We start from the raw sequence: 21,101 nt of genomic DNA, 5'->3' as shown, positions 1-21,101 counted from the left end.
CTGTGTGGAAACGGGGTCTATACTGATAGTTTCTTCAGCAAAATAGTCCTCAAAGTCTTTCTAGGTAAATATTTCACGATTCTATAAGCAAAAATTATCACACAAAGTCGAGAAGAGCCTAGAATTCCGTTGGACTGATCCAAAGGCAACCCAATACAAGAGGTCAAATGGCTATTTTCCAATATCAGATTCTTGTAGGAAAGAATGAACCTAATGCTGTGGTCTGGTTTCTGAATGGCAACCAAGTAGGAGCGGATTTGCTACAAATTCTTAATGATTTGGGCTCTCAAGGTTGGGAAGTAGTTGGTATTGGGGATCTAGGTTTTGATAGTCGCTCTGAGATTGTGCTTAAGAAAACAATCTAATCATCCTTAGGTGTTCTTCGTCCCTACTTTTTCAGCAAGCCCTATATAGGGTTTGCTGAATAATGGTAAAACCCTTTTAAAATAAAGCTTTTTCCTTCTTGTAGTACATCGCTTGGTACAAAAAACAAGGGCAACAAAGCCTAAAACGACCGACTCCTGACTCCTGACTCCTGACTCCTACCCCCAGGAAAAACTTTTTCAGCAGACCCTATATAAAAAAAGGAGTGAAAATAATCACTCCTACTGATAATCAGAAGAAAAAATGGCTTAAACCTAGAGAGCGTTGGCTCCCGCTACTACTTCTAGCAATTCTTGGGTAATAGCGGCTTGACGCGCCTTGTTGTAGGTACGGCTTAAAGTCCCGATTAACTCGCTGGCGTTCTCGCTGGCGTTACTCATCGCCGTCATCCGGGCTGCTAATTCACTAGCTGCCGATTCCTGGAGGGCGCGCAGTAATTGGTTATTTAAGTACAAAGGTAGGAGAGAATCGAGGATTTGGACGGGATTCTGCTCAAAAATCATGTCTTGGGGAAAAACCTGCGCCGGTTGGCTGGCCATTTTTTCCCGTTGTACCTTAAATTTTCCTTCTTTAGTCACCAAACGGAAAATCTCGTCATCCTGTACCGCTAAACCTTGGGTAGTTAAAGGTAACAGGGTTTGAATCACCGGAGTGGAACTGATCAGGGAGATAAAACGAGTATAAACCAACTCGACTCGATCGACTGTTTCCGATAAAAATAAGGAAAGCAATTCATCCCCAATCGTGCCAGCTTCATCGGCAGTGGGAATCTGTTCGAGGTTAATAAATTTAGCGGCAATGGGAGCATTCCGGCGCTCGAAATACTGTGCCGCTTTCCGGCCGGCAATAACTAATTGATAGTTAATCCCTTGCTCTTTTAATTCATTCATCCGTTGTTCGGCACGACGGATGACGTTAGTATTATAACCGCCACAAAGACCTCGATCGCCTGTGACTATTAACAGAGCCACGGTTTTTACTTCCCGTTGGGCCAGCAGGGGTAAATTAACATAACTAAAGGCTAAACGACCTTGAAGATTATAGAGTACCTGAGCGAGGGCATCGGCAAAAGGACGGGTACAGAGAACTTGTTCTTGGGCGCGACGCACTTTTGCTGCCGCCACCAGACGCATGGCCTCGGTAATTTTTTTGGTATTTTTGACCGATTGAATTTGGTCGCGAATCGCTTTGAGATTAGGCATAATTCAGTTATCAGTTATCAGTTATCAGTTATCAGTTATCAGTTATCAGTCAAGAGTCGGGGTTTAGGAGGGAATGGAGAGGTGGGGAAACAGGGAAATGGGGAGATAGAGAAATTTCAACTCATACCCCAAAACCCCAAAACCTCAACACCCCATCCCCCAAAACCTAACCCCCATTACCAACATTCATTTACTGATTACCGAGATTATTTAAAAGCCTGTTTGTACTCGTTGATGCCATCTTTGAGCAGGCCTTCCGCTTCGTCGTTGAGTTGTTTTTCAGTGCTGACGATCTCAACGTAACGAGGTTTGCTGGTTTTCAGGTATTCCCGCAAACCGGTGCAGAAATCGATAACTTTATCGGTGGCGATATCGTCGAGATAACCGTTTAAACCGGCATAAACCACCGCCACCTGTTCCCAAACGGAGAGGGGGAAGTTTTGGGGCTGTTTGAGGATTTGACGCAGACGTTGACCGCGAGACAGTTGTGCTTGGGTGGCCGCATCAAGGTCAGAAGCGAATTGAGCAAAAGCTTCTAATTCGTCAAACTGGGCTAATTCGAGTTTTAATTTACCAGCAACTTTCTTCATCGCTTTCGTTTGAGCCGCCGAACCCACGCGGGATACGGAAATACCAGCGTTAATTGCGGGACGGAAACCAGCGTTAAAGAGGTCGGTGGAGAGGAATATCTGACCGTCAGTAATCGAAATTACATTGGTGGGAATGTAGGCAGAAACGTCACCGGCCTGGGTTTCGATAATCGGCAGGGCGGTCATGCTACCACCACCGAGAGCATCGCTGAGTTTAGCGGCGCGCTCTAGTAAACGGGAGTGGAGATAGAAAACGTCGCCGGGGTAAGCTTCCCGACCGGGAGGACGACGCATGAGCAGGGATAACTGACGATAAGCTTGAGCCTGTTTGGTGAGGTCATCGTAGATAACTAGGGTCGCTTTGCCTTTATACATGAAGTATTCGGCGATCGAAGCTCCAGTATAGGGGGCGATATACTGGAGGGTGGCGGGGTCGTTAGCGTTAGCGGCCACCACCACGGTGTAATCCATGGCGCCTCTTTGGGTGAGGGTGTCGATTACTTGGGCGACGGTGGAGGCTTTTTGACCGATGGCGACATAGACACAGATCACGTCTTCGCTTTTCTGGTTAATGATTGTGTCAATGGCGATCGCTGTTTTACCGGTTTTTCTGTCACCGATAATTAACTCCCGTTGACCACGACCGACGGGAATCATGGCATCGATAGCGGTAATACCCGTTTGCATCGGTTCACAGACGGATTTGCGAGCGACAATACCGGGGGCGGGGGATTCCACCAGACGGGTTTCGCTGGCGAGGATGTCCCCTTTACCGTCGATGGGACGACCGAGGGCATCAACCACGCGGCCGACTAAGGCATCACCCACGGGAACCTGAGCGATTTTACCGGTAGCTTTCACCGTACCGCCTTCTTTAATCCCGAAACCGTCACCCATTAACACCGCACCGACGTTATCTTCTTCGAGGTTAAGGGCGATGCCGACGGTTCCATCTTCAAATTCTAATAGTTCTCCCGACATGGCCTGTTGTAGGCCGTAGATGCGGGCAGTACCGTCACCCACTTGCAGGACGGTTCCCACGTTGGAGACCTGTACTTCTTGGTTATAGGATTCGATCTGTTGACGAATAATCGTGCTAATTTCGTCGGGTCTGATAGCTACCATAGTTTAATCTGGGAAAAAGTAAAAAATTAGAAGGTGAAAAAACGGCAAAAAAGGGAGATTAGATGACCTTAGCGCAGGGAGAGGCTGAGGCGTTGTAGTTGACCGCGAATGCTGGCATCAAAGACCTGAGAACCGACTTTGATCACCACACCACCGATGAGGCTGCCATCAACTTTGGTTTTCAGTTCGACCACATTTGCCCCGGTGAGGGTTTTCACTTTGTCGATGACGATTTGTTTTTGGCTATCGTTCAATTCGGTGGCCGAGGAAACTTCCGCTAAAACGGTGTTAGTCAGCGCTCTGGCCAGGGTGAGATATTGTTGACAAACGGGTTCTAAAAATTGAATCCGACGTTTATCGACTAATAACATCATGAAGTTAGTTAAATAGGGATTGGCACTGGTTCCCATTACTTGGGAAAGAACGGCTTTTTTAGCTTCTTCTTTGATGACGGGATTGCCGATAAAAGCCCTTAGATCGGGAGCATTTTCCAACAATTCTAAGAGGGATTTTATTTCGCCGCCGATCGCTTCTAATTGTCCGCTGCTTTGGGCGACGGAAAGTAATGCTTGGGCGTAGGGTTCGGCTATTTCTGAACTGATTAAACTTCCCTGCATCTATTTACCTCCTAGGTTGGCCAAACTGCGATCAATTAGGGTTTGTTGTACCGATTCTTCCAGGCCGGTGCTTAATTGGGATTCCACATTAGCTAAGGCTAAAGCGGTAATTCTTTGGCGTAATTCTACTAAAACGCGATCCTGTTCCGCCGAGAGATCTTTAGCGGCACTTTCGCGCATTCTTTGAATATCGAGTTCGGCTTGGGCGGCGATGTCGGCGGTGACAGTTTTAGCTCTATCTCGAGCATTATTGATAATTTGTCCCGCCTCTTGTTTTGCTAGGGCGAGTTTTTTCTGTTCTTCGGCGAGGGCGTTAGCGGCAATATTTTTCCGGTCTTCAGCTTCGGCTAAAGCTTCAGCAATCTTCGACTGACGTTCTCCGAGGATTTGTCCGAGAACTTTGCGGCCGTAGAAGATGACTAAACCGAGCAGAATTGAGAGGTTAAATAGGTTAGTTCCTAGGATATCGGTGTTGATGCCGAATCCTTCTGCTGCCGCTTCCTTCGCCTCCGTGGCTAATAATAAAACTGTGTCGATGATCATGATTATTGAGGGCGGGGAGTAGGTTATTCAGTTATCAGTTATCAGAGGTAAGTTTCCAGTCTTCTAACTCCTGACGACTGACTTCTATCTTTTCACTGATCACTGTTATTAACCAAGGGCTGGGGTTTAGCGAACGAGTTCGGCGCCGAGGAGTTTTTCGAGAATTTGACGGGAAAGAGAGGCCACTTGTCCTTCTAGAGAACGAAAGGCTTCTTCTTTCTGTTGGGCAATTTCGGCGGCGACGGCTTCTTTACGAGCGATCGCTTCTTTTTGGGCTGCGGCAACTCGTTCGCTGGCTAGTTTTTGGGCCTCGGCTTGCGCTTGGGCGATAATCTCTTGGGATTGTTTACGAGCCGAACTTAATTGCAATTCGTACTCTTGTACCAGTGCTTCGGTTTTGGCTAGTTGTTCTTTGGCTCCACCTTCGGTTTGCCGAATATACTCCGCCCGTTCATCTAAAACTTTACTGAGGGGTTTATAAAAAACGGCGTTCAGGATCACTGCCAAAAGAATAAATTGTAGTGCCATCACTGGCAGGGTGGCATCGAAATCAAACATTGATTTATTCCTGATAAATAGAAGCTATAGACAGGTTCAAAAAAGGAAGATGATCCCCCTGCTTTAACAATAAACAGTCAGGGGGAATCACTAAAATTCCCTTAACTAGCTATCAGCCTTCAGTCCCAAAAACCAGATTTTTTAGTTGGCTCTCTTGGCGTTTTTTCGAGTTTTTAAAACTCTGCTGCCAAGCTGAGGACTGGGGGCTGATAGCCCACTGCTTTTTTAATTAGGCGAAGGGGTTAGCGAACAGTAAAACGAGAGCGATAACCAAGCCGTAGATGGTTAAGGATTCCATGAATGCCAAGCTGAGGAGAAGGGTACCACGAATTCTTCCTTCAGCTTCGGGTTGACGGGCGATACCGGAAACAGCTTCTCCAGAAGCGGTACCTTGACCAACACCGGGGCCGATAGCGGCTAAACCAACGGCGAGGGCGGCGGCGATAACGGAAGCGGCAGCTACTGTGGGGTTCATGGTGATTTTTTCCTCTATTTACTAATCAATTTCAATCTGTTGTTTACAGAGCGCGTTCTCAGCCGTAAAAAATGGCTGGTTTTCTGCTCAAAACTCCCGAAAGAGTTTTTGGGAAAGAACGATCTGGGAATTCAGTTGCTCATCCTGAATTCGACCAATAATTTCTTAGTTATTATCCTATTATTTGGACACTTTTTCCTAAGAAATTTTTCTTTTTTCGTCCCTCGCTTTTAAGCGTGTTCTTCTTCGTGTTCCGATTCCAGGGCCTCATGGATATAGGCCCCGGCAAGGGTGGCGAAGACAAGGGCCTGAATAGCGCTGGTAAATAAACCGAGAGCCATCAGGGGTAGGGGTACGACTAGGGGGACAAGGAAGACCAATACGGCTACTACCAACTCGTCTGCAAGGATGTTTCCGAAAAGACGGAAGCTGAGGGAGAGGGGTTTGGTAAAGTCTTCTAAAATTTTGATCGGTAATAGCACGGGAATCGGCTCTAGGTAGTGAGCGAAGTAACCGAGTCCTTTTTTACTGATGCCTGCGTAGAAGTAAGCGAGGGAAGTCAGTAGGGCTAACGCCACCGTGGTATTGATGTCGTTAGTGGGGGCGGCTAATTCTCCTTCGGGCAGTTCGATTAACTTCCAAGGAATCAAGGCCCCTAACCAGTTAGAAACGAAAATAAATAAAAATAGGGTGCCGATGAAGGGCAACCAGGGTCGATATTCCTTTTCTCCTAGCTGGTTTTTGGCTAAATCGCGCAGAAATTCCAGAACGTACTCCATGAGGTTTTGAATACCGCTAGGGACTTTCTGGATTTTGCGGGTAGCGGCGATCGAGGCGATGATTAAGATAGCGAAGACGATCCAGGAGACCGCGATCACTTGCCCGTGAATTTTTAGTCCGCCGATGTGCCAGTACCAGTGTTGTCCCACTTCCAGGGAAGCGAGACTATAAAAATTAAGCACACTTAAACTGTCTAACATTTCCACCTTGGGGAGATTCAGGTTCGCAACTCAGGGTTATTTTGAACGGTTAAAGGGTTTAGGAATCGGCTTTCTGCTCCAGCTTGAAGATGGTTTGCAGGGTATAGACGATGATTGCGCCTTTATAGGTCAAAAAACCCAAAAAAACCGGCACTATGTGCAGTTCTTGCCAACGACTGGCGATGATGATTAATCCAGCGAATAGGGCTAATCCTTTTTTGCCTACCCGATTTTTCGTTACCCCCAATTTTTCCACTTCCCCGGCCAGGAGTTTTAGGTAAACGACTCCCACCATTGCCCCTAATAGGTAATTAAGGGCAGTATTGAGGGAATAAAACAGCCACACGGGTATAAAGATCAGACCGCTTAAGATCAGGGTGGTGATCAATAGGGTGTTTTGTAGTTGATAGTATTCCCGCATCGGATCTGACAGCGGGTTGGTTTCTGGGGTTGGGGGAGATTTGATCGATGGGTCAGACAAGGTACACCTAAATCAGCGATAGACTAATCTCAATATCTGGATTGCTTTCCCAGCTATGACGCTCAGGTAAGCCACAAGACATATTATCACGGCAGTGGCAACAATTATTAAGCAATTGTAAATTGTCTTGATTCCCCCCGCTCGCAGCCGTCAGCTTTTTTCTCCCCCCCTCCCCTGCTCCTTTCTCCCCACTTGCCCAACTCCGGCGCTCCCTCTTGCCTGTTCCCTAAAACCAGAGACTTCCTACCTCACTATTAAGATCACTGCGATAAGTAGTCGTGCAAAATTAATTTCCTAGTCGAGACTCCGAGACTCCGAGACTCCGAGACTCCGAGACAGCTATCAGGGATCGGATTTGAGTTTTCAGTTCACTGTTTACTCACATCAGCAAAAGGCTGACGGCTGAGAGCTTAGATGTGTAATTAATTTTGCTTAGGTACTTAACTGTGTTTTTGAGGACATTGTTTCTTGTCCCTACTCCTCAATAAACCCGAACCTGAAGGAAAATTTACCCCTACCCCCTACCCTAAAAGAAAAATTTTTTCTGGAAGGTTTTTCAGCATCAGGGTTTGATGATTTGAGTGCAAGCTTGATCAGTTTAACTAATATCATCCTTGCCCTTGCGGGGGGTTAAAATTTGCTGCTATAAATAAGAAAAAAAGTTTTTGTGTGCTTCTCTCTGACAACAATCTCTAGGCAAAAAGCCAGAGATTTTTTAAAAAAGCTGATCACTGATAACTGATCACTGAACACTGATAAAAACTAACTAGGAACAATATTTAAGAAAGCATCGAAGTCTTTTAATGCTTCTTGGAATTGATTAGCAGCAAGACTAGCATCTTTTTCTTTGGCTGCCGCATCGATACGTTCAAAGTGAACGAAAAGATTTTTCGCTAACTGCTTGGCTTTTTCTTGGTCTTTGGGCAGTAAATTACGGGATAATCCTACCATTTCCTGACGCAATTGCCCCAAAGGACCGTGGATATAGGTGCGAGTATCTACCCAATTTTTGTCAGCGACGAGGTCTTGCAAAACGCTCATTTTTTGGCGAAATCCTTCTATGGGTTGGATGTAAACCTGTAACTGTTCGATTTTTTGGGGACTGTAAACGGTGGGGATAGTTGCTTGGGGACCACTGCAACTAACCAGCAGGGTAGTAACTAGGACTAAAACTAGGGAAATAATCGAGCGAAGACGTGGCATTGGTTTATATGTACTATTTAACAAGCTATTGACGTTCTCTCCCTTAACCAGTCAAGGTATCGGGACGATTTTTACTTTATCAGAATTTTGGGTTTAAAACCTCGCCCCTTTTAGGGCATCCATTGGTCACATCTTTCATTAACAAAAAGAGAAGAAACTTAAAAAGGGCTCTTCTCGACTTTGTGTAATAAGTGGGTGGGTGGAATTAAATATAAGATAAACGTAGGTTGGGTTGAAGCATGAAACCCAACGCCCGCATGGGTTACGCTACCGCTAACCCATCCTACAAATAATTGTGCCTCCCTACTTAAGTTTAACTTATATAGTAGCGATCGATCTTTGTGTCCTCTGTGTCTCTGTGGTTCCTTCCACTGAAAAGTTCCTGAACAGTAATGATTGTAACGGAAATGGAATGACGGGACGCATTAGCAATAACTTGGGGATGATTGCCAAGAATTAGGGAAATATGGTCAGTATCGAGAATATATTGAGACACAAATCTTTATCCTCTACAGATAATATGAGGGATCTACTTCACTGTCATCATCTAAAGTACGTTCTGCTTGAAGTGTATCCATGATTTCTTGAAAATCTGCGTCATTTTCAAAGATACCTGCAAATTCTCGCCAATTGGGTGAGGGGTTATCTAGGGGTGTTGTCCATGATATCGTTTCAATTTGGCTAATTTGTTCGATAAAGGTTGTTTGTAGTTGGGAAATGGCTTCTTCTTTGGTGGGTGCTTGGACTCGAAAATGAGGCAATTCAGCGATAGATACAGCATATTGACCATTTTTAAGGGTTTCTATCAGTATTTTTACCTTTAGATTAGCTGATGGTTGGGAGGGTGGGATATTGAGATTGATGACCATAGCATTTTGTTGATTTATCGCTTTACTTCCTTATTTTAAATGACTCATCTGGTATATAAGGTTGTTTTAAAGAGTAGATATTTTTAATATATTCAACTAAAAGGTCGATTTTATTTTGATTTTTACAATTGATACTTAGTTCAAAAAAATTACAAAATTGATCGTCATTAAGCCTACTATACATTGCATAGGAAATCGACATTCTAATTAATTTTGTATCCGTTAAATAGTCTTCTATGTTAAAATTAAACATAAATATCCTCTTGGCTCTAAATTTATATTAGAGCTATATTGCTATTTATTTTTCCCTTAGAGTCAAATTTTTTAAGATTCTTTCGATGTTTGCAGTTTCTCATCTCAGCAAAAGAGAGAAAACAGCGATCGCAAACTGCGCCTTCAAATTCTTCAAACTCCCACAAAGCAGCAATCTTAAACTTTTTCTCACGATTTGGACATTTAGACAACAACTTTAAGTCATGCTTCTCACACCTCCCAACCGACTTAAACTGCCATTCAATCCTATGACAAAGCAACTCATCATTTTTGTTCAAATTGTCTCATAAAAGCTCGATCGATCCGATCTTTCCATAACCATAATAACGGTGATTGCCAGCCAAAACCGCCCCTAGATGCGATCGCTTTTTGGTCTCCCGTCCCGATTAAACTCAGATAATTTTTCTGGGGAAAATAGGGTTTTAGGGGCTGATTTTGCAGAATTCTGACTAAATTATCGAACAGGGGTTTTCCTTGTCGGACGGCAAAAACTCCCGCTTTCGGACGGGGATAATCTGGAATCGTGGCAATATCTCCCACGGCAAAAATATGGGGATGGGAAAGAGATTGCAGATAATTATTCACCAAAATAAACCCTTGTTCATCTGTCAGTAATCCCGACGCTTTAATCCAACTAGGGGCCGAGGCAGTCGTTACCCAAATTGTATAATCCATCGGCAAAACTAACCCCGATGCACAGATAATCCGATCTGCTTGCACTGCCGTCACATCCGTGGATAAATATAATCTAATTCCCCTTTGTTTAAAAATATTCTCTAAACGTTGACCGACCCAATTATTATGGGCCGGTAGTAGTTTTTTTCCTCGATGAATTAGAGATAAATTCAAATTACTGCTAGAGTTGAGAATTTTGGTCAAACGGGACTGCATATTTAAAGCTAATTCGACTCCGCCGGCACCCCCACCAACAATGACGATATTTAGAGTATTATTAGGGTTACTAACCGCTTTTTTCAGGATTTCTTGCCATCCTTCCCGAAAAATCGGCACTGGTTTGGCGGGGATAGCGTACTCTTTAGCACCGATAACATTATCCACTGCCGGGATGCTGCCAATATCGATCGAGAGATAATCAAAGGGAATTGGTGAAGAATTATGACAAATTACTTGACATTTTTTTGTATCTATGTTATTGGCCTTATCTAAACAGAATTGCGCTTGAGAATACCTAGCTAGAGAAGGTAAATCGATATGAGTCTCGGCAAAATCATAAAAACCGGCGATGTGGCCGGGTAACATTCCCGAATAGGGGGTATGGGTGACATCGCTAATTAAAGTTAATTGAACGTTTTTGAGAGGTGATTGCCCCCAAAGACGAAGAGCGATCGCATGACTATGGCCACCACCGATAAAAACTAGACGCTTGACTAAATCCATAAAAAAAGGGGATTGCTACCAGAAAAGTTAAATTCTAATGAATATATCTTCTGACACAGAAATTCTGTTGCAAGATCGAGAGTAGATAGACAAAAACTCAAGGCATCGAGGCCAAGAACTTGTAACCAATGACAGTCAATTGGGATTTTGCTTTTTTCGGACTCGATATTCTTAAGCAAATTCTATCTAGTATCTTCGCTTCCCAATAGAGAGAAGTCTATGCAAGAAGTTTATATCGTGGCCGCTGTCCGGACTCCAATTGGTCGTTTTGGTGGGGGATTAATCGGATTATCCCCGGCCGATTTAGGGGCAACAGTGATGAAATCTGCCCTAGAAATCGCTAATTTGCCCCCAGAAGCCCTAGATTTGTATATTTTCGGCAATGTTTTGGGATCGGGTCATGGTCAGTTAATTCCCCGACAAGCGGCGATTAAAGCAGGAATTCCCGTAAGCGTGGACGGATATCGGGTGGATATGGTTTGTTCTTCGGGAATGATTGCCGTTAGTAACGCTGCTACCTCAATTCGCGCTGGAGAAGCGGATCTCATCCTCGCTGGTGGTATTGAATCCATGTCCCAAACCGGCTTTTTTCTCTCCCATCGGGCCCGGTGGGGTTATAAATTCCTCATGGGTGCGCCGGAACAATTAACCGACCTATTACTCCACGATGGCTTAACCGATGCTACCACGACTGAGGGCATGGGTTCCCAAGTCGATCGCCTCTGTCTCGATCGCGGTGTCTCTCGGCAAGCATTAGATGAAATTGCCGCTTTATCCCACCAAAGAGCGGCCACAGCCACAGAAAAAGGCTGGTTTAACGGTGAAATCGTGCCAATTGAGCTTAAATCTAAGAAAGGTTCCACAATTATCGCTCAAGATGAGGGTATTCGTTCCGATAGTACCCCGGAAGGTTTAGGAAAACTGCGGCCGGCTTTTAATCCGTCGGGAGTTTTAACTGCGGGGAATAGTAGTCAGATTTCCGATGGGGCTGCCGCTATCCTTTTAGCCAGTCAAAAAGCTGTGGATCAGTACGGTTTAAAACCAATTGCCAAAATCCTTGGCGGTGCTGTGGGTGCTGGAAAAACCGATCGCTTCCCAGAGTTCCCCGTCCTCGCGGTGAAAAAATTACTGGCATCCCTAGATAAAACGATCGAAGATTTCGATTTAGTGGAAAATAACGAAGCTTTTGCCTTAAATAATCTGCTTTTTGAGATGGATCTGGGGTTAGCGAGGGAAAAACAAAACGTTCACGGTGGTGCGATCGCCTTGGGTCATCCTATCGGCGCTTCCGGCGCGCGGATTCTGGTGACGTTAATTAACGCGTTGAAAGTACAGGATAAAACCCTCGGTATGGGGGCCATCTGTCATGGGACCGGTGGCGGAACAGCGATCGCAATTGAAAGAGTTTAGGAGGAAAAAGCTATGGTATCTCTGGGACTAGAGGAGAAAGTTATCGTCGTTACGGGCGGAAATCGAGGCATTGGGGCGGCTATTGTCTCTCTTTTGATAGATTTGGGGGCTAAGGTGGCTTACACGGATTTAGTCGCCGATAATCCCCAGGGTTTAGGCATTGTGGCCGACGTGACTAAGTTGGAATCCATGGAAGCGGCAGCTAAACAAATTGAAGCGGAATTGGGACCGGTTTACGGTATCGTCGCTAACGCGGGGATTACCAGAGACAACTTTTTCCCTAAATTAACGCCCCTAGATTGGGATTTAGTGATTAATGTCAACTTAAAAGGGGTTAATCACACGATTAAGCCGTTTATTGAGGGAATGTACGAACGACAAGCGGGATCGATCGTTTGTATTAGTTCTATTTCCGGTGATCGCGGTAATGCCGGCCAAACTAATTACGCGGCTACAAAAGCGGCAGTTATCGGTTTAGTCAAATCCCTAGCGCGAGAAGCTGCCCGTTATAATATTCGCGCCAATGCGATTGCGCCGGGGTTTATTAACACGGAAATGACTTTAGCGATTCCCGATAAAGTTCGCGATAAAATCACCGCCGAAATTCCCTGTCGTCGCTTCGGTGAACCCGCAGATATCGCCTGGGCAACTGCCTATTTACTCTCTCCTGTTGCCAGCAGTTATGTCTCTGGAGAAGTCCTCAGAGTTAATGGGGCCCATCACACCTAATCAGTTATCAGTTATCAGTTATCAGTTATCAGTTATCAGTTATCAGTTATCAGTTATCAGTTATCAGTTATCAGTTATCTTAGCGATTTTTGTTAATTGTTTTTTTCTAGAGCGAACTAATCAATTAAGTCTCTTGCCAGATAAGGATTTAGTCGATTTATGCCCCCCTATCGAACCATACCAAGTAACGAAGAACCTCAGTTATCAGTTATCAGTTATCAGTTATCAGTTATCAGTGGGTGAGTTATCAGTGGGTGAGTTATCAGTTATCTAATTCAAAGATGGAAAATGTGTTTGTTATTGTCCCTGCTAAGTTGCTTGATTCAGTGGGTGAGTTTCGTTTTCTGACGATAGGACAGTCAAAATCACAAAAGCTGTTAGTCATATCCCATACAGAAAGAGAAAATGAGATTCACTTAATTAGCGCCCGTTTAGCTAGTAAACAGGAGAGAAAAAATTATGAATCAGGAGTCTGAAGAAACGGTTAGTGACGAGATGAGGTCTGAATATGACTTTTCCAGTGGTATTCGTGGCAAATATTATCAAGCTTATCGACAGGCTAGTAATGTGATAATTCTCGCTCCCGATGTGGCGGAAATTTTTCAAGATTCAGCCTCAGTCAATGAAGCGTTAAGATTACTAGCAAAAATTGCCAAGTCTGGAAAAATATGACTTATCAGTTATTAGTTATCGGGTGTAGGGTGGGTTAGTAAACTAGCGAAATCAGCGTTAAAGGAAAAGGGCAAAAATAATGGATAAACCGACACAAGCTTGGAGTGAGATGGCTGCGGATTACGTCAATCTTTGGACGGAAACCGGGGCAAAAATGTGGTCAAGTTGGTTTGATATGATGGGGGCGATACCGACTCCTATGGGCAATATTAAACCAGAATTACAAGAGGCAACCCAGCGCTATTTTGATAATCGGGATTTATTGATCAAATTCCTAAAATTATCGATGGAAGCTTGGGAAAATATCTTTCCGAAAATGCAAACAGGAGAAGACTGGCAAACAATTTTAAATAATTATACCCAACAGATGCGCGGTCAACTGAATAGTTTTACTACTACCACTTCCCAAAGTAGTCAAGATGTCAGTCAACTATGGACAATTTACCTGCAACAATTGCAAAGTCTCAATCATTTATGGTTCGATCCTTTGGTGCTGTCAAATGACACAATAACCAAAGCTTGGTTAGGTAATACTTCTTCTTTGATCGAACTCAATAATATCTATTGGCAGAAGTTTTATGATGAAACTTTTGGCCAATGGTTACAGATGCCTTTATTGGGATTGCCGCGAGAATTTAACCGCAAATTACTCGATAGTTTTGAAACTTGGCGCATTCTTTATCAAGCTAGTATTAACTATCAAATTGTGCTGGCTGATATTCAAGTTAAATCCTTTGAAGCTTTAACTAAAAAATTAGTTTTCCTAGCAGAAAAAGGTCAACCTGTCAAGAATTGGCGAGAATTTCAAGATCTGTGGAGTGTCGTCGCCGATGATATTTTTGAAAAGGCTTTTTGTCAACCAGAAAACCTAAAAGTACGGGGAAAATTTATTAATTCCCTCAATGATTATCGCCTCAAACAGCAGGATTTAATGGAAATTTACCTGCGCTCAATGAATCTGCCTACCCGCAGCGAAGTCGATGAAATTCATCGGACTATCTATGAATTACGCAAAGAGGTAAAAAGTCTCAAAAAAACTTTAGGAGAAAAACAAGCAGTAGAAAGTAACAATTAGTTAATTGTGCTTGACAATCAGGTAAGCTATCAGGAGTCAGGAGTCAGGAGTCAGGATTCAGGAGATAGGGTGATGGGGTGTTGGGGTGTTAGGGTTTTAGGGGTTTTAGTTGAAATTCCCCCACTTCCCCACTTCCCCACTTCCCCACTTCCCCACTTCCCCACTTTTCTAGGAGAATTAAATTATGTGGCCATTTTTGACGCAAGTGAAACTGGAAGATTTTACCCAAGATTATCTAGAATTAACTCAAAAAAATCTCAAAGGTTTGGACAATCTCAAACGAGTTAAAGAAGAAGATATTCAGTGTGGAGTCTCGGAAAAAGAAGCAGTTTATCGGGAAGATAAAATCATTCTCTACCACTTTAAACCCGTGGTCGAAAAACCCTTCGAGATTCCCTTGTTGATGGTTTATGCCTTGGTCAATCGTCCCTACATGGTAGATTTACAGGAAGGGCGTTCTTTAGTGGCAAATCTGCTGAAATTAGGCTTAGATATCTACTTAATTGATTGGGGCTATCCCACCAGAAGCGATCGCTGGTTAACCCTTGATGATTATATCAATGGTTATGTGGATAATTGCGTCGATTTTATTCGTCAAAGTCACCATCTCGACAAGATTAATCTGTTGGGAATCTGTCAGGGAGGAACCTTTAGTTTATGCTATAGTTCCCTCTATCCTGATAAGATAAAAAATCTGGTGACAATGGTGACACCGGTGGACTTTTATCAAACCGAGACCCTCTTAAATATGCGCGGGGGATGTTCCTTGGGTTCCGAAGCATTAGACATCGATTTAATGGTAGATACTATGGGCAATATTCCAGGAGATTTTCTCAACTTAGAGTTTCTGGAATTGAAACCTTTACAGTTAGGTTATCAGAAATACCTCGATTTTCCTGACATCATGGAAGACGAATCAAAATTAGTTAATTTTCTGCGTATGGAAAAATGGATTTTTGATAGTCCCGACCAAGCGGGAGAATCCTACCGACAGTTCCTCAAGGATTTCTATCAGCAAAATAAACTGATTAAAGGGGAAGTGATGTTAGGAGATAAACGGGTAGATTTACACAATCTGACCATGCCAATTCTCAATCTTTATGCGGATAAAGATCACCTTGTACCTCCCGCTTCTTCCCTCGCTTTAGGGAATTATATCGGTACTTCTGACTATACCGCTTGTGCTTTCCCCGTCGGACATATCGGAATGTATGTCAGTGGCAAAGTGCAACGGGATTTACCCCCCGCTATTAGCGATTGGTTGAAAGCAAGAGGTTAAGAATCCTCGCACCTATCCCCTTTTCCCAGTTTGGGAGAGGGGTTTAGCACTTTTTTTCTCTACGGGTGTAACACAATACAACACATCGATAAAAAAACATCTACGGGCAGTAAAATAAACTTTTGTAACAGAGGATGTTAAGCACTGTTGCAAGATCGGGCAGAATCGGAGGATATCGTTCCTTTCGGCTAAACCCCTGTGGTACACTGCAAAGCGTACTCGCTCGTAAGTATGTAGGAGAAAACCTGAGTGTTAAGAGTCGCTGTTGTGGGTTCAGGGCCGGCCGGTTCTTCGGCGGCAGAAACATTAGCTAAAGCAGGCATTGAAACCTATTTATTTGAACGCAAATTAGATAATGCTAAACCCTGTGGTGGAGCGATTCCTCTCTGTATGGTGAGCGAATTTGACCTACCTCCTGAAATTATCGATCGCCGGGTGAGAAAAATGAAAATGATCTCCCCCTCTAACGTCGAAGTCGATATTAATCTCGATAATCAAGACGAATATATCGGAATGTGTCGTCGGGAAGTCCTCGACGGTTTTATGAGAGAACGCGCCCATAAATTAGGAGCGCATTTAATCAACGGAACCGTTTACGGTCTCGACATTCCCACCAATAGCACCGATCCCTATACCCTACACTACGCTGATCACTCCCACGGCAATTCCCAAGGGGAAATGAAATCTCTGAAGGTGGATGTGGTTATCGGTGCCGACGGTGCTAATTCCCGCATTGCTAAAGCTATTGATGCTGGGGATTACAACTATGCGATCGCTTTCCAAGAACGCATCCGTCTTCCCCAAGATAAAATGGCCTACTACGAAGATCTGGCGGAAATGTATGTAGGAAAAGACGTATCCCCCGACTTCTACGCTTGGGTATTCCCCAAATACGATCACGTCGCCGTCGGTACTGGCACAATGAAGGTCAATAAAGCCATGATTAAAGACCTACAAGCTGGTATTCGCGCTCGTGCGGCCCGTCGTCTCGAAGGTGGCGAAATCATCCGGGTGGAGGCTCACCCCATCCCCGAACATCCCCGTCCTCGTCGTGTAGTTGGTCGCGTGGCCCTCGTAGGTGATGCTGCGGGAACAGTTACGAAGTCTTCGGGAGAAGGCATCTATTTCGCCGCTAAATCGGCGCGGATGTGTGCGGAAACCATTGTCGAAGTCACCAACGGCGGCCAACGTATCCCCACAGAGGACGAGTTAAAACTCTACCTCAAGCGTTGGGATAAGAAATACGGTATGACCTATCTGGTGTTAGATATCCTGCAGCGGGTTTTCTACCGTACCGATGCCACCCGGGAAGCTTTTGTGGAAATGTGTTCCGATAAGGACGTACAGAAGATGACTTTTGACAGTTATCTCTATAAAACCGTTGTTCCCGCTAATCCTCTCGTACAAATGAAGATTACTGCTAAAACCATCGGTTCTCTCCTGCGCGGTAACGCTTTGGCCCCTTAAAATCAATTGATAACCAGACAACCCAATCTCCGGCGGTGGTTGGGTTTTCTTTTGGGTTGTTTCATCTCCTGTCTTCTCTAATTGAAACAAAAATATCGCCCCACCTGCAATCTCTAAGTACCGCCTCACCTCAAATCTAGAGAAATAACGCTCTTTTAATACCATAATTCCGGAATCAGGTCATAATAACCAGCTTGGGGCGGTGGGTAAATACCCGCTTCGATTTTTTCGATAATAGTCGGCCAAGCTTGCCTAAAAGCGGCAGAGCGCTCGTTGGGGTGCAGAGTCCAACCCTTGGCATTGGTGAGAGTGGCGCGATAGTAGTTGGTTTGTTCTAGGGAGCGAGAAACCATAATTTCCCAAGAGTCGAGTTTTCCTTTGCCGGTCAAAATATTGCCCCAAGCTTTTAAACCATCGGGTAGATAATCGAGAAAGGTATTTTTATAAGAGCGCCAGAGGGGGGTGATCGGTAAAAGGCGATCGTAGCGACGACAATTAAGTAAATAGGCACGACTACCAAAAAATTTAAATTGATAGAATCCGTCGGGATTTTTCGTGCAAGGATGCTGAGAATAAATCGTACCATCGGGCCGGGGTGGGCCGGACAAAGGACGCACAAACATCATTTCTGGATGGGTTTCCATTAACTCGATCCCTTCGCGGATCCAACTGTAATCCGGTTCTTGGTAGAGCATCATGTCACTGTCATAATGAACCATATAATCGCTGCGACAGGACTCGATTTTGAAGATCGAGCCGAAAATCGGATAACCTTTGTAGTTATGGGTGGAACGGAGGGGACTGCCGAAATGCTTTTGATAGATGCGCTGACGATAGCTGGGATCGTAGTTAAAATCCACTAGGCGATCGATTATGCCATCTTTAACTAATTTTTCAGCACAGGCTCTTAACTCCTCCATTGTACCCAGTCCGGGGCGATTAACCTTTTCCCCGCTTAAAGGGGCCGTGTCAATAGCCAGTACCTTTTCCTCGAAGGGAAACTGACTCATTTTGACTAGATGGGGAATAGTGTTCATCATAAACCAGACATCGGTTCGCGCCGTAAAAAACCAGAGCGAACAACTTGGCAATCCCATTTTGTATAAACCTCACTTTTGTTTGGGTCTTAAATGGGATACATTATAGGGGAATCTTAGCGACAAGTTGACACAATTCCTGATTAACCTATGACTATAGCCCTCGATCGCTTACCCCAATCTTGGCAGGGTTTAACCCATCGTTTAACTTATAAGTATTTTCAGGCACGCATTGATATACCCAAAGACCCCTATAAAATCCTCTTTCGTCCCCAACCCTATCAGGTTTTATTTATCCTTAGCCATATGCGATCGGGTTCGTCTTTATTGACCCATATCCTCAATTCTAATCCTGAAATTATCGGTTTTGGCGAAACTCATCTGGTTTATGAGAGTGAACAGGATTTTAAAACTTTAATGTTTCAACTCTACTGGCGGTTGAAAGATTTAAACATGAATCATAAATATATTTTAGATAAAGTTCTTCATGATCAGAAGTTTTTAGATCATAGTTTTTTGCAATCTGATCCGGTTAAGACCATATTTTTACTACGAGAACCGCAGCGCACTTTAGCTAGTATTCTAGATATTAAACCCCATCAAAACGAGCAGCACGCCCTGGGTTATTATACCGGTCGTTTAGCCACCTTAGAAAGTTATGCTCAATTAATTAACAGCAAAGAAAAGAGTTTATTTATCACCCACGATCAGGTATTAAACCAAAGTCAATTGGTCTTTAATAGTTTACAGAGTCATCTCGATACTAAAACGGGATTTTCTGAAGAATATCGAGTTTTAAAAACCACTGGCACTCGCGGTATAGGAGATTCTTCCGAGAATATCAGAGCGGGTAAAATTATTAAACAAGCCAGAAAATTAGACATAGAAATTTCCGACGCTGTTTTAACCCAAGCCCAAAAAGCCTACGAGCGATGCTACGAAACCCTCAGCCATTATTGTCATTGTATCTAATTGGGGATTAGTAATAGCCTTGATTCTTTCCTCTGATTGCCAGGAAAATCCCCCTAACTCAACTCTAAGTTGAGCATTTAAAAGGTCTGATTAGCCTTCAATATTAGCAATTGTAAAGCCCATCTGACACTCGTAGAGATTGGGCTGTTGGCTTCCTCCTTTACCCAAGGAGTGACCACAGCCTAGTTTACCCTCTCGCCACCGGGGTTGTCCCTGCTGGTTGGCTAAAAGACAGCCCTGACAGACAGAACCCGTATCGAGAATGTGTTCGTCGGTTAAAATCACTAACATGACGTTCACCCCCATTGATCTCTGATTTGTCTCTATTGTAAGAGGTTTTTTCTGAGATGTAGTGGCGCGTTATACATTCCGCTACTTTTTGGCTTTTTTTCGCTTGGACTCTTCTTATGCAGAAGATTAGACCTTGAAAATGTATAGTCATTTCGGATAAGTCTGATACGATTCAATCTTAATAATTGAAATGACTGTAATTATTATTTTCCTAAGCCGAGTTTTCTGGTTACTTTTTGCCAAAAGGTAGGGGTCGGTGGTTGATAGGGTTTGGGACTACCGGTAAATATAGGACGTTGACTAGGTTCGTAGAGATAACGATAGTGTAAGAAAATATCTCGATAGGGAAAATCGAGATTTTCACCGCTACAAAGTCGAGTGAACAGAGAGGAAGATAAACCAATGTAGTGAAGGTATGTCAACCGTTTGTCGTGGTCGTATAATAGCCCATCCCGTTGTTGGAAATGGGCGGAGGTGACGGCGTTGCCGGTGCGACGGCTGGCAGGCCATTCTTTCGCTAAGTTACAGACGGATAGATGTGATCGCATCACCATATAGTTCAGCACCGACTGATTGGGAGCCGAGGGATACAACACCTCTGCCTCGCCCTCCTGTAGCCTTGCCACTAGCCAATCCCTTTGTTCCGACAGCATAAAGCCGCGCTTGGAGGCGTAGAACCCAGCACAAAAGATCTCCGCCTCGATCCGTTCTTGGGGAAACACTTCCAGCAGTTTCGGCGAATTGACATTGTAAATGTGGGTGGGGTCTTTGTACTGAAAGTCGTAAGTCACCACATCACAACTGTCTAACTGTTCAAACACAGGGGTGACATCATCCAAAATCAGCGCATCTGCATCAATGTAGATGAATTTTTCAAAGGGGGCGTTGGGGTCAAAGGCACAGTAACGGCGGTTCATACCCAACCGTCGTACTCCTTGTATGCCTTCAGTTTTCCGCCAATGTTGCAGTGCTGTGGGGTGAGCTTGCCAGACTTGTAACGAAAAGTCCTCCCACGGCTTAAACAGATCTTTGTCATTCCAGAGGGTGACATTGGGACGGGTGGCGATTTCGGCGGCGGTTTTTTCCAAGCGGTCGTCGTAGGCGATGACGCAGACGGGCATACCCGCACCCGCATTGACGGCGATGCTATTCAGCAAGGCCACCAGTTGGTCAAACACGACATCATTACCGAGGGTGTAAATACCGTAGTTCATTGCAGCTCAGGAAGAAAAAAAATCAAAACTTATTATCTTTGCCGTTAGTTTAGCTTATTTTGGTCGTTGACATCCTCACCGCCGTAAACGGACGGTGATTCCTCACCACGCCACCTTTTTAGGATGGTCGCGTCAATGGGGTTGACGCTTCACAGGACGCTGCTTCTTTAACAGAAGTCTTATGCTGTCCGACCCGTCCGTTTTTTAAGGTCTCCGATTGCCCACCGGCGACCTTGATAATTAAAGTCAGTAAGAGA

General features: G+C 44.3%; 25 protein-coding genes. 11 read left to right on the top strand and 14 right to left on the bottom strand.

The annotated features are described in order from the left end of the window. The first annotated feature begins 167 nt into the window (after positions 1–167). Complete coding sequence (locus EWV66_RS01150; protein WP_002740312.1) at positions 168–365, top strand: hypothetical protein; 198 nt, start codon at positions 168–170, stop codon at positions 363–365. 273 nt (positions 366–638) lie between these two features. Here EWV66_RS01150 and EWV66_RS01145 read toward each other — a convergent pair whose 3' ends face one another. From EWV66_RS01145 to psbQ, 9 genes are all read right to left on the bottom strand, one after another. Continuing rightward, the gene (locus tag EWV66_RS01145) at positions 639–1,586 is read right to left on the bottom strand and encodes a F0F1 ATP synthase subunit gamma (protein ID WP_287107144.1); all 948 of its coding nucleotides are present in this window, start codon (positions 1,584–1,586) and stop codon (positions 639–641) included. A gap of 206 nt (positions 1,587–1,792) precedes the next feature. After that, positions 1,793–3,301 (bottom strand): F0F1 ATP synthase subunit alpha, encoded by a 1,509-nt coding sequence (gene atpA, locus EWV66_RS01140; RefSeq protein WP_052276648.1) that lies wholly within the window; start codon positions 3,299–3,301, stop codon positions 1,793–1,795. A gap of 68 nt (positions 3,302–3,369) precedes the next feature. Continuing rightward, complete coding sequence (gene atpH, locus EWV66_RS01135; protein ID WP_002793185.1) at positions 3,370–3,918, bottom strand: ATP synthase F1 subunit delta; 549 nt, start codon at positions 3,916–3,918, stop codon at positions 3,370–3,372. Further along, positions 3,919–4,461: a F0F1 ATP synthase subunit B gene (locus EWV66_RS01130; protein ID WP_052276647.1), complete on the bottom strand. Its 543-nt coding sequence runs from the start codon at positions 4,459–4,461 to the stop codon at positions 3,919–3,921. A gap of 126 nt (positions 4,462–4,587) precedes the next feature. Continuing rightward, entirely contained in the window at positions 4,588–5,019 is a 432-nt protein-coding gene (locus EWV66_RS01125; protein WP_052276646.1) for a F0F1 ATP synthase subunit B', read from the bottom strand. A gap of 229 nt (positions 5,020–5,248) precedes the next feature. After that, positions 5,249–5,494, bottom strand: a complete 246-nt coding sequence (atpE, locus tag EWV66_RS01120) for an ATP synthase F0 subunit C (protein ID WP_002740068.1) — start codon at positions 5,492–5,494, stop codon at positions 5,249–5,251. Between the two features lie 230 nt (positions 5,495–5,724). Beyond that, positions 5,725–6,474, bottom strand: a complete 750-nt coding sequence (gene atpB / locus EWV66_RS01115; protein WP_002739857.1) for a F0F1 ATP synthase subunit A — start codon at positions 6,472–6,474, stop codon at positions 5,725–5,727. 58 nt (positions 6,475–6,532) lie between these two features. Next, positions 6,533–6,895 (bottom strand): ATP synthase subunit I, encoded by a 363-nt coding sequence (locus EWV66_RS01110; protein ID WP_002739749.1) that lies wholly within the window; start codon positions 6,893–6,895, stop codon positions 6,533–6,535. An 822-nt stretch (positions 6,896–7,717) separates the two neighbouring features. Further along, positions 7,718–8,158, bottom strand: coding sequence for a photosystem II protein PsbQ (psbQ, locus tag EWV66_RS01105; RefSeq protein WP_287107143.1), 441 nt, complete (start codon positions 8,156–8,158; stop codon positions 7,718–7,720). Between the two features lie 295 nt (positions 8,159–8,453). Here psbQ and EWV66_RS01100 point away from each other — a divergent pair, with 295 nt between their 5' ends. Next, positions 8,454–8,618, top strand: coding sequence for a hypothetical protein (locus tag EWV66_RS01100; protein WP_002763369.1), 165 nt, complete (start codon positions 8,454–8,456; stop codon positions 8,616–8,618). Positions 8,619–8,667: 49 nt separating this feature from the next. Here EWV66_RS01100 and EWV66_RS01095 read toward each other — a convergent pair whose 3' ends face one another. Both EWV66_RS01095 and EWV66_RS01090 read right to left on the bottom strand, forming a co-directional pair. Continuing rightward, positions 8,668–9,027, bottom strand: a complete 360-nt coding sequence (locus EWV66_RS01095) for a hypothetical protein (RefSeq protein WP_002763370.1) — start codon at positions 9,025–9,027, stop codon at positions 8,668–8,670. A 537-nt stretch (positions 9,028–9,564) separates the two neighbouring features. Then, positions 9,565–10,698, bottom strand: a complete 1,134-nt coding sequence (locus EWV66_RS01090; RefSeq protein WP_287107142.1) for an FAD-dependent oxidoreductase — start codon at positions 10,696–10,698, stop codon at positions 9,565–9,567. A gap of 219 nt (positions 10,699–10,917) precedes the next feature. Here EWV66_RS01090 and phaA point away from each other — a divergent pair, with 219 nt between their 5' ends. From phaA to chlP, 8 genes are all read left to right on the top strand, one after another. Then, entirely contained in the window at positions 10,918–12,108 is a 1,191-nt protein-coding gene (gene phaA, locus EWV66_RS01085; protein WP_052276642.1) for an acetyl-CoA acetyltransferase PhaA, read from the top strand. 12 nt (positions 12,109–12,120) lie between these two features. Then, complete coding sequence (phaB, locus tag EWV66_RS01080; RefSeq protein ID WP_151696289.1) at positions 12,121–12,837, top strand: acetoacetyl-CoA reductase PhaB; 717 nt, start codon at positions 12,121–12,123, stop codon at positions 12,835–12,837. Positions 12,838–12,892: 55 nt separating this feature from the next. Then, positions 12,893–13,111, top strand: coding sequence for a hypothetical protein (locus tag EWV66_RS01075; RefSeq protein WP_502706140.1), 219 nt, complete (start codon positions 12,893–12,895; stop codon positions 13,109–13,111). A 7-nt stretch (positions 13,112–13,118) separates the two neighbouring features. Continuing rightward, on the top strand, positions 13,119–13,313 hold the full coding sequence (locus EWV66_RS01070) for a BrnT family toxin (protein WP_128575443.1): 195 nt from the start codon (positions 13,119–13,121) through the stop codon (positions 13,311–13,313). Further along, positions 13,297–13,509: a hypothetical protein gene (locus tag EWV66_RS01065; RefSeq protein WP_052276640.1), complete on the top strand. Its 213-nt coding sequence runs from the start codon at positions 13,297–13,299 to the stop codon at positions 13,507–13,509. The genes EWV66_RS01070 and EWV66_RS01065 overlap by 17 nt, the downstream gene beginning before the upstream one ends. 79 nt (positions 13,510–13,588) lie before the next feature. Further along, the gene (gene phaE / locus EWV66_RS01060; RefSeq protein WP_052276639.1) at positions 13,589–14,584 is read left to right on the top strand and encodes a class III poly(R)-hydroxyalkanoic acid synthase subunit PhaE; all 996 of its coding nucleotides are present in this window, start codon (positions 13,589–13,591) and stop codon (positions 14,582–14,584) included. A gap of 184 nt (positions 14,585–14,768) precedes the next feature. Next, entirely contained in the window at positions 14,769–15,863 is a 1,095-nt protein-coding gene (locus EWV66_RS01055) for a class III poly(R)-hydroxyalkanoic acid synthase subunit PhaC (protein ID WP_193955935.1), read from the top strand. A gap of 249 nt (positions 15,864–16,112) precedes the next feature. After that, the gene (gene chlP / locus EWV66_RS01050) at positions 16,113–17,330 is read left to right on the top strand and encodes a geranylgeranyl reductase (protein ID WP_002735532.1); all 1,218 of its coding nucleotides are present in this window, start codon (positions 16,113–16,115) and stop codon (positions 17,328–17,330) included. 155 nt (positions 17,331–17,485) lie between these two features. Here the strand turns inward: chlP and EWV66_RS01045 are convergent, their stop codons facing one another. Further along, a complete protein-coding gene (locus tag EWV66_RS01045; RefSeq protein ID WP_052276637.1) occupies positions 17,486–18,427 on the bottom strand; it encodes a hypothetical protein in 942 nt (313 codons plus the stop codon). A 90-nt stretch (positions 18,428–18,517) separates the two neighbouring features. Here EWV66_RS01045 and EWV66_RS01040 point away from each other — a divergent pair, with 90 nt between their 5' ends. Next, positions 18,518–19,339, top strand: coding sequence for a sulfotransferase family protein (locus EWV66_RS01040; protein WP_052276636.1), 822 nt, complete (start codon positions 18,518–18,520; stop codon positions 19,337–19,339). 90 nt (positions 19,340–19,429) lie between these two features. Here the strand turns inward: EWV66_RS01040 and EWV66_RS01035 are convergent, their stop codons facing one another. Together EWV66_RS01035 and EWV66_RS01030 are read right to left on the bottom strand one after the other, a co-directional pair. After that, complete coding sequence (locus EWV66_RS01035; protein ID WP_002735656.1) at positions 19,430–19,630, bottom strand: hypothetical protein; 201 nt, start codon at positions 19,628–19,630, stop codon at positions 19,430–19,432. A 203-nt stretch (positions 19,631–19,833) separates the two neighbouring features. Next, positions 19,834–20,844 (bottom strand): Npun_R2821/Npun_R2822 family protein, encoded by a 1,011-nt coding sequence (locus tag EWV66_RS01030; protein ID WP_287107141.1) that lies wholly within the window; start codon positions 20,842–20,844, stop codon positions 19,834–19,836. Between the last annotated feature and the right edge of the window lie 257 nt (positions 20,845–21,101).

Origin of the sequence: Microcystis sp. M_OC_Ca_00000000_C217Col, from assembly GCF_007095585.1 — a bacterium.
Lineage (GTDB): Bacteria > Cyanobacteriota > Cyanobacteriia > Cyanobacteriales > Microcystaceae > Microcystis > Microcystis panniformis.
This window is presented reverse-complemented; position numbering and strand designations above follow the sequence as displayed.

What these genes read in the sequence shown, in the direction of transcription:
- EWV66_RS01150 (WP_002740312.1), top strand. Translation starts at nt 168, where the DNA reads ATGGCTATTTTCCAATATCAGATTCTTGTAGGAAAGAATGAACCTAAT.
- EWV66_RS01145 (WP_287107144.1), bottom strand. Translation starts at nt 1,586, where the DNA reads ATGCCTAATCTCAAAGCGATTCGCGACCAAATTCAATCGGTCAAAAAT.
- atpA (WP_052276648.1), bottom strand. Translation starts at nt 3,301, where the DNA reads ATGGTAGCTATCAGACCCGACGAAATTAGCACGATTATTCGTCAACAG.
- atpH (WP_002793185.1), bottom strand. Translation starts at nt 3,918, where the DNA reads ATGCAGGGAAGTTTAATCAGTTCAGAAATAGCCGAACCCTACGCCCAA.
- EWV66_RS01130 (WP_052276647.1), bottom strand. Translation starts at nt 4,461, where the DNA reads ATGATCATCGACACAGTTTTATTATTAGCCACGGAGGCGAAGGAAGCG.
- EWV66_RS01125 (WP_052276646.1), bottom strand. Translation starts at nt 5,019, where the DNA reads ATGTTTGATTTCGATGCCACCCTGCCAGTGATGGCACTACAATTTATT.
- atpE (WP_002740068.1), bottom strand. Translation starts at nt 5,494, where the DNA reads ATGAACCCCACAGTAGCTGCCGCTTCCGTTATCGCCGCCGCCCTCGCC.
- atpB (WP_002739857.1), bottom strand. Translation starts at nt 6,474, where the DNA reads ATGTTAGACAGTTTAAGTGTGCTTAATTTTTATAGTCTCGCTTCCCTG.
- EWV66_RS01110 (WP_002739749.1), bottom strand. Translation starts at nt 6,895, where the DNA reads ATGCGGGAATACTATCAACTACAAAACACCCTATTGATCACCACCCTG.
- psbQ (WP_287107143.1), bottom strand. Translation starts at nt 8,158, where the DNA reads ATGCCACGTCTTCGCTCGATTATTTCCCTAGTTTTAGTCCTAGTTACT.
- EWV66_RS01095 (WP_002763370.1), bottom strand. Translation starts at nt 9,027, where the DNA reads ATGGTCATCAATCTCAATATCCCACCCTCCCAACCATCAGCTAATCTA.
- EWV66_RS01090 (WP_287107142.1), bottom strand. Translation starts at nt 10,698, where the DNA reads ATGGATTTAGTCAAGCGTCTAGTTTTTATCGGTGGTGGCCATAGTCAT.
- phaA (WP_052276642.1), top strand. Translation starts at nt 10,918, where the DNA reads ATGCAAGAAGTTTATATCGTGGCCGCTGTCCGGACTCCAATTGGTCGT.
- phaB (WP_151696289.1), top strand. Translation starts at nt 12,121, where the DNA reads ATGGTATCTCTGGGACTAGAGGAGAAAGTTATCGTCGTTACGGGCGGA.
- EWV66_RS01070 (WP_128575443.1), top strand. Translation starts at nt 13,119, where the DNA reads ATGGAAAATGTGTTTGTTATTGTCCCTGCTAAGTTGCTTGATTCAGTG.
- EWV66_RS01065 (WP_052276640.1), top strand. Translation starts at nt 13,297, where the DNA reads ATGAATCAGGAGTCTGAAGAAACGGTTAGTGACGAGATGAGGTCTGAA.
- phaE (WP_052276639.1), top strand. Translation starts at nt 13,589, where the DNA reads ATGGATAAACCGACACAAGCTTGGAGTGAGATGGCTGCGGATTACGTC.
- EWV66_RS01055 (WP_193955935.1), top strand. Translation starts at nt 14,769, where the DNA reads ATGTGGCCATTTTTGACGCAAGTGAAACTGGAAGATTTTACCCAAGAT.
- EWV66_RS01045 (WP_052276637.1), bottom strand. Translation starts at nt 18,427, where the DNA reads ATGGGATTGCCAAGTTGTTCGCTCTGGTTTTTTACGGCGCGAACCGAT.
- EWV66_RS01040 (WP_052276636.1), top strand. Translation starts at nt 18,518, where the DNA reads ATGACTATAGCCCTCGATCGCTTACCCCAATCTTGGCAGGGTTTAACC.
- EWV66_RS01035 (WP_002735656.1), bottom strand. Translation starts at nt 19,630, where the DNA reads ATGTTAGTGATTTTAACCGACGAACACATTCTCGATACGGGTTCTGTC.
- EWV66_RS01030 (WP_287107141.1), bottom strand. Translation starts at nt 20,844, where the DNA reads ATGAACTACGGTATTTACACCCTCGGTAATGATGTCGTGTTTGACCAA.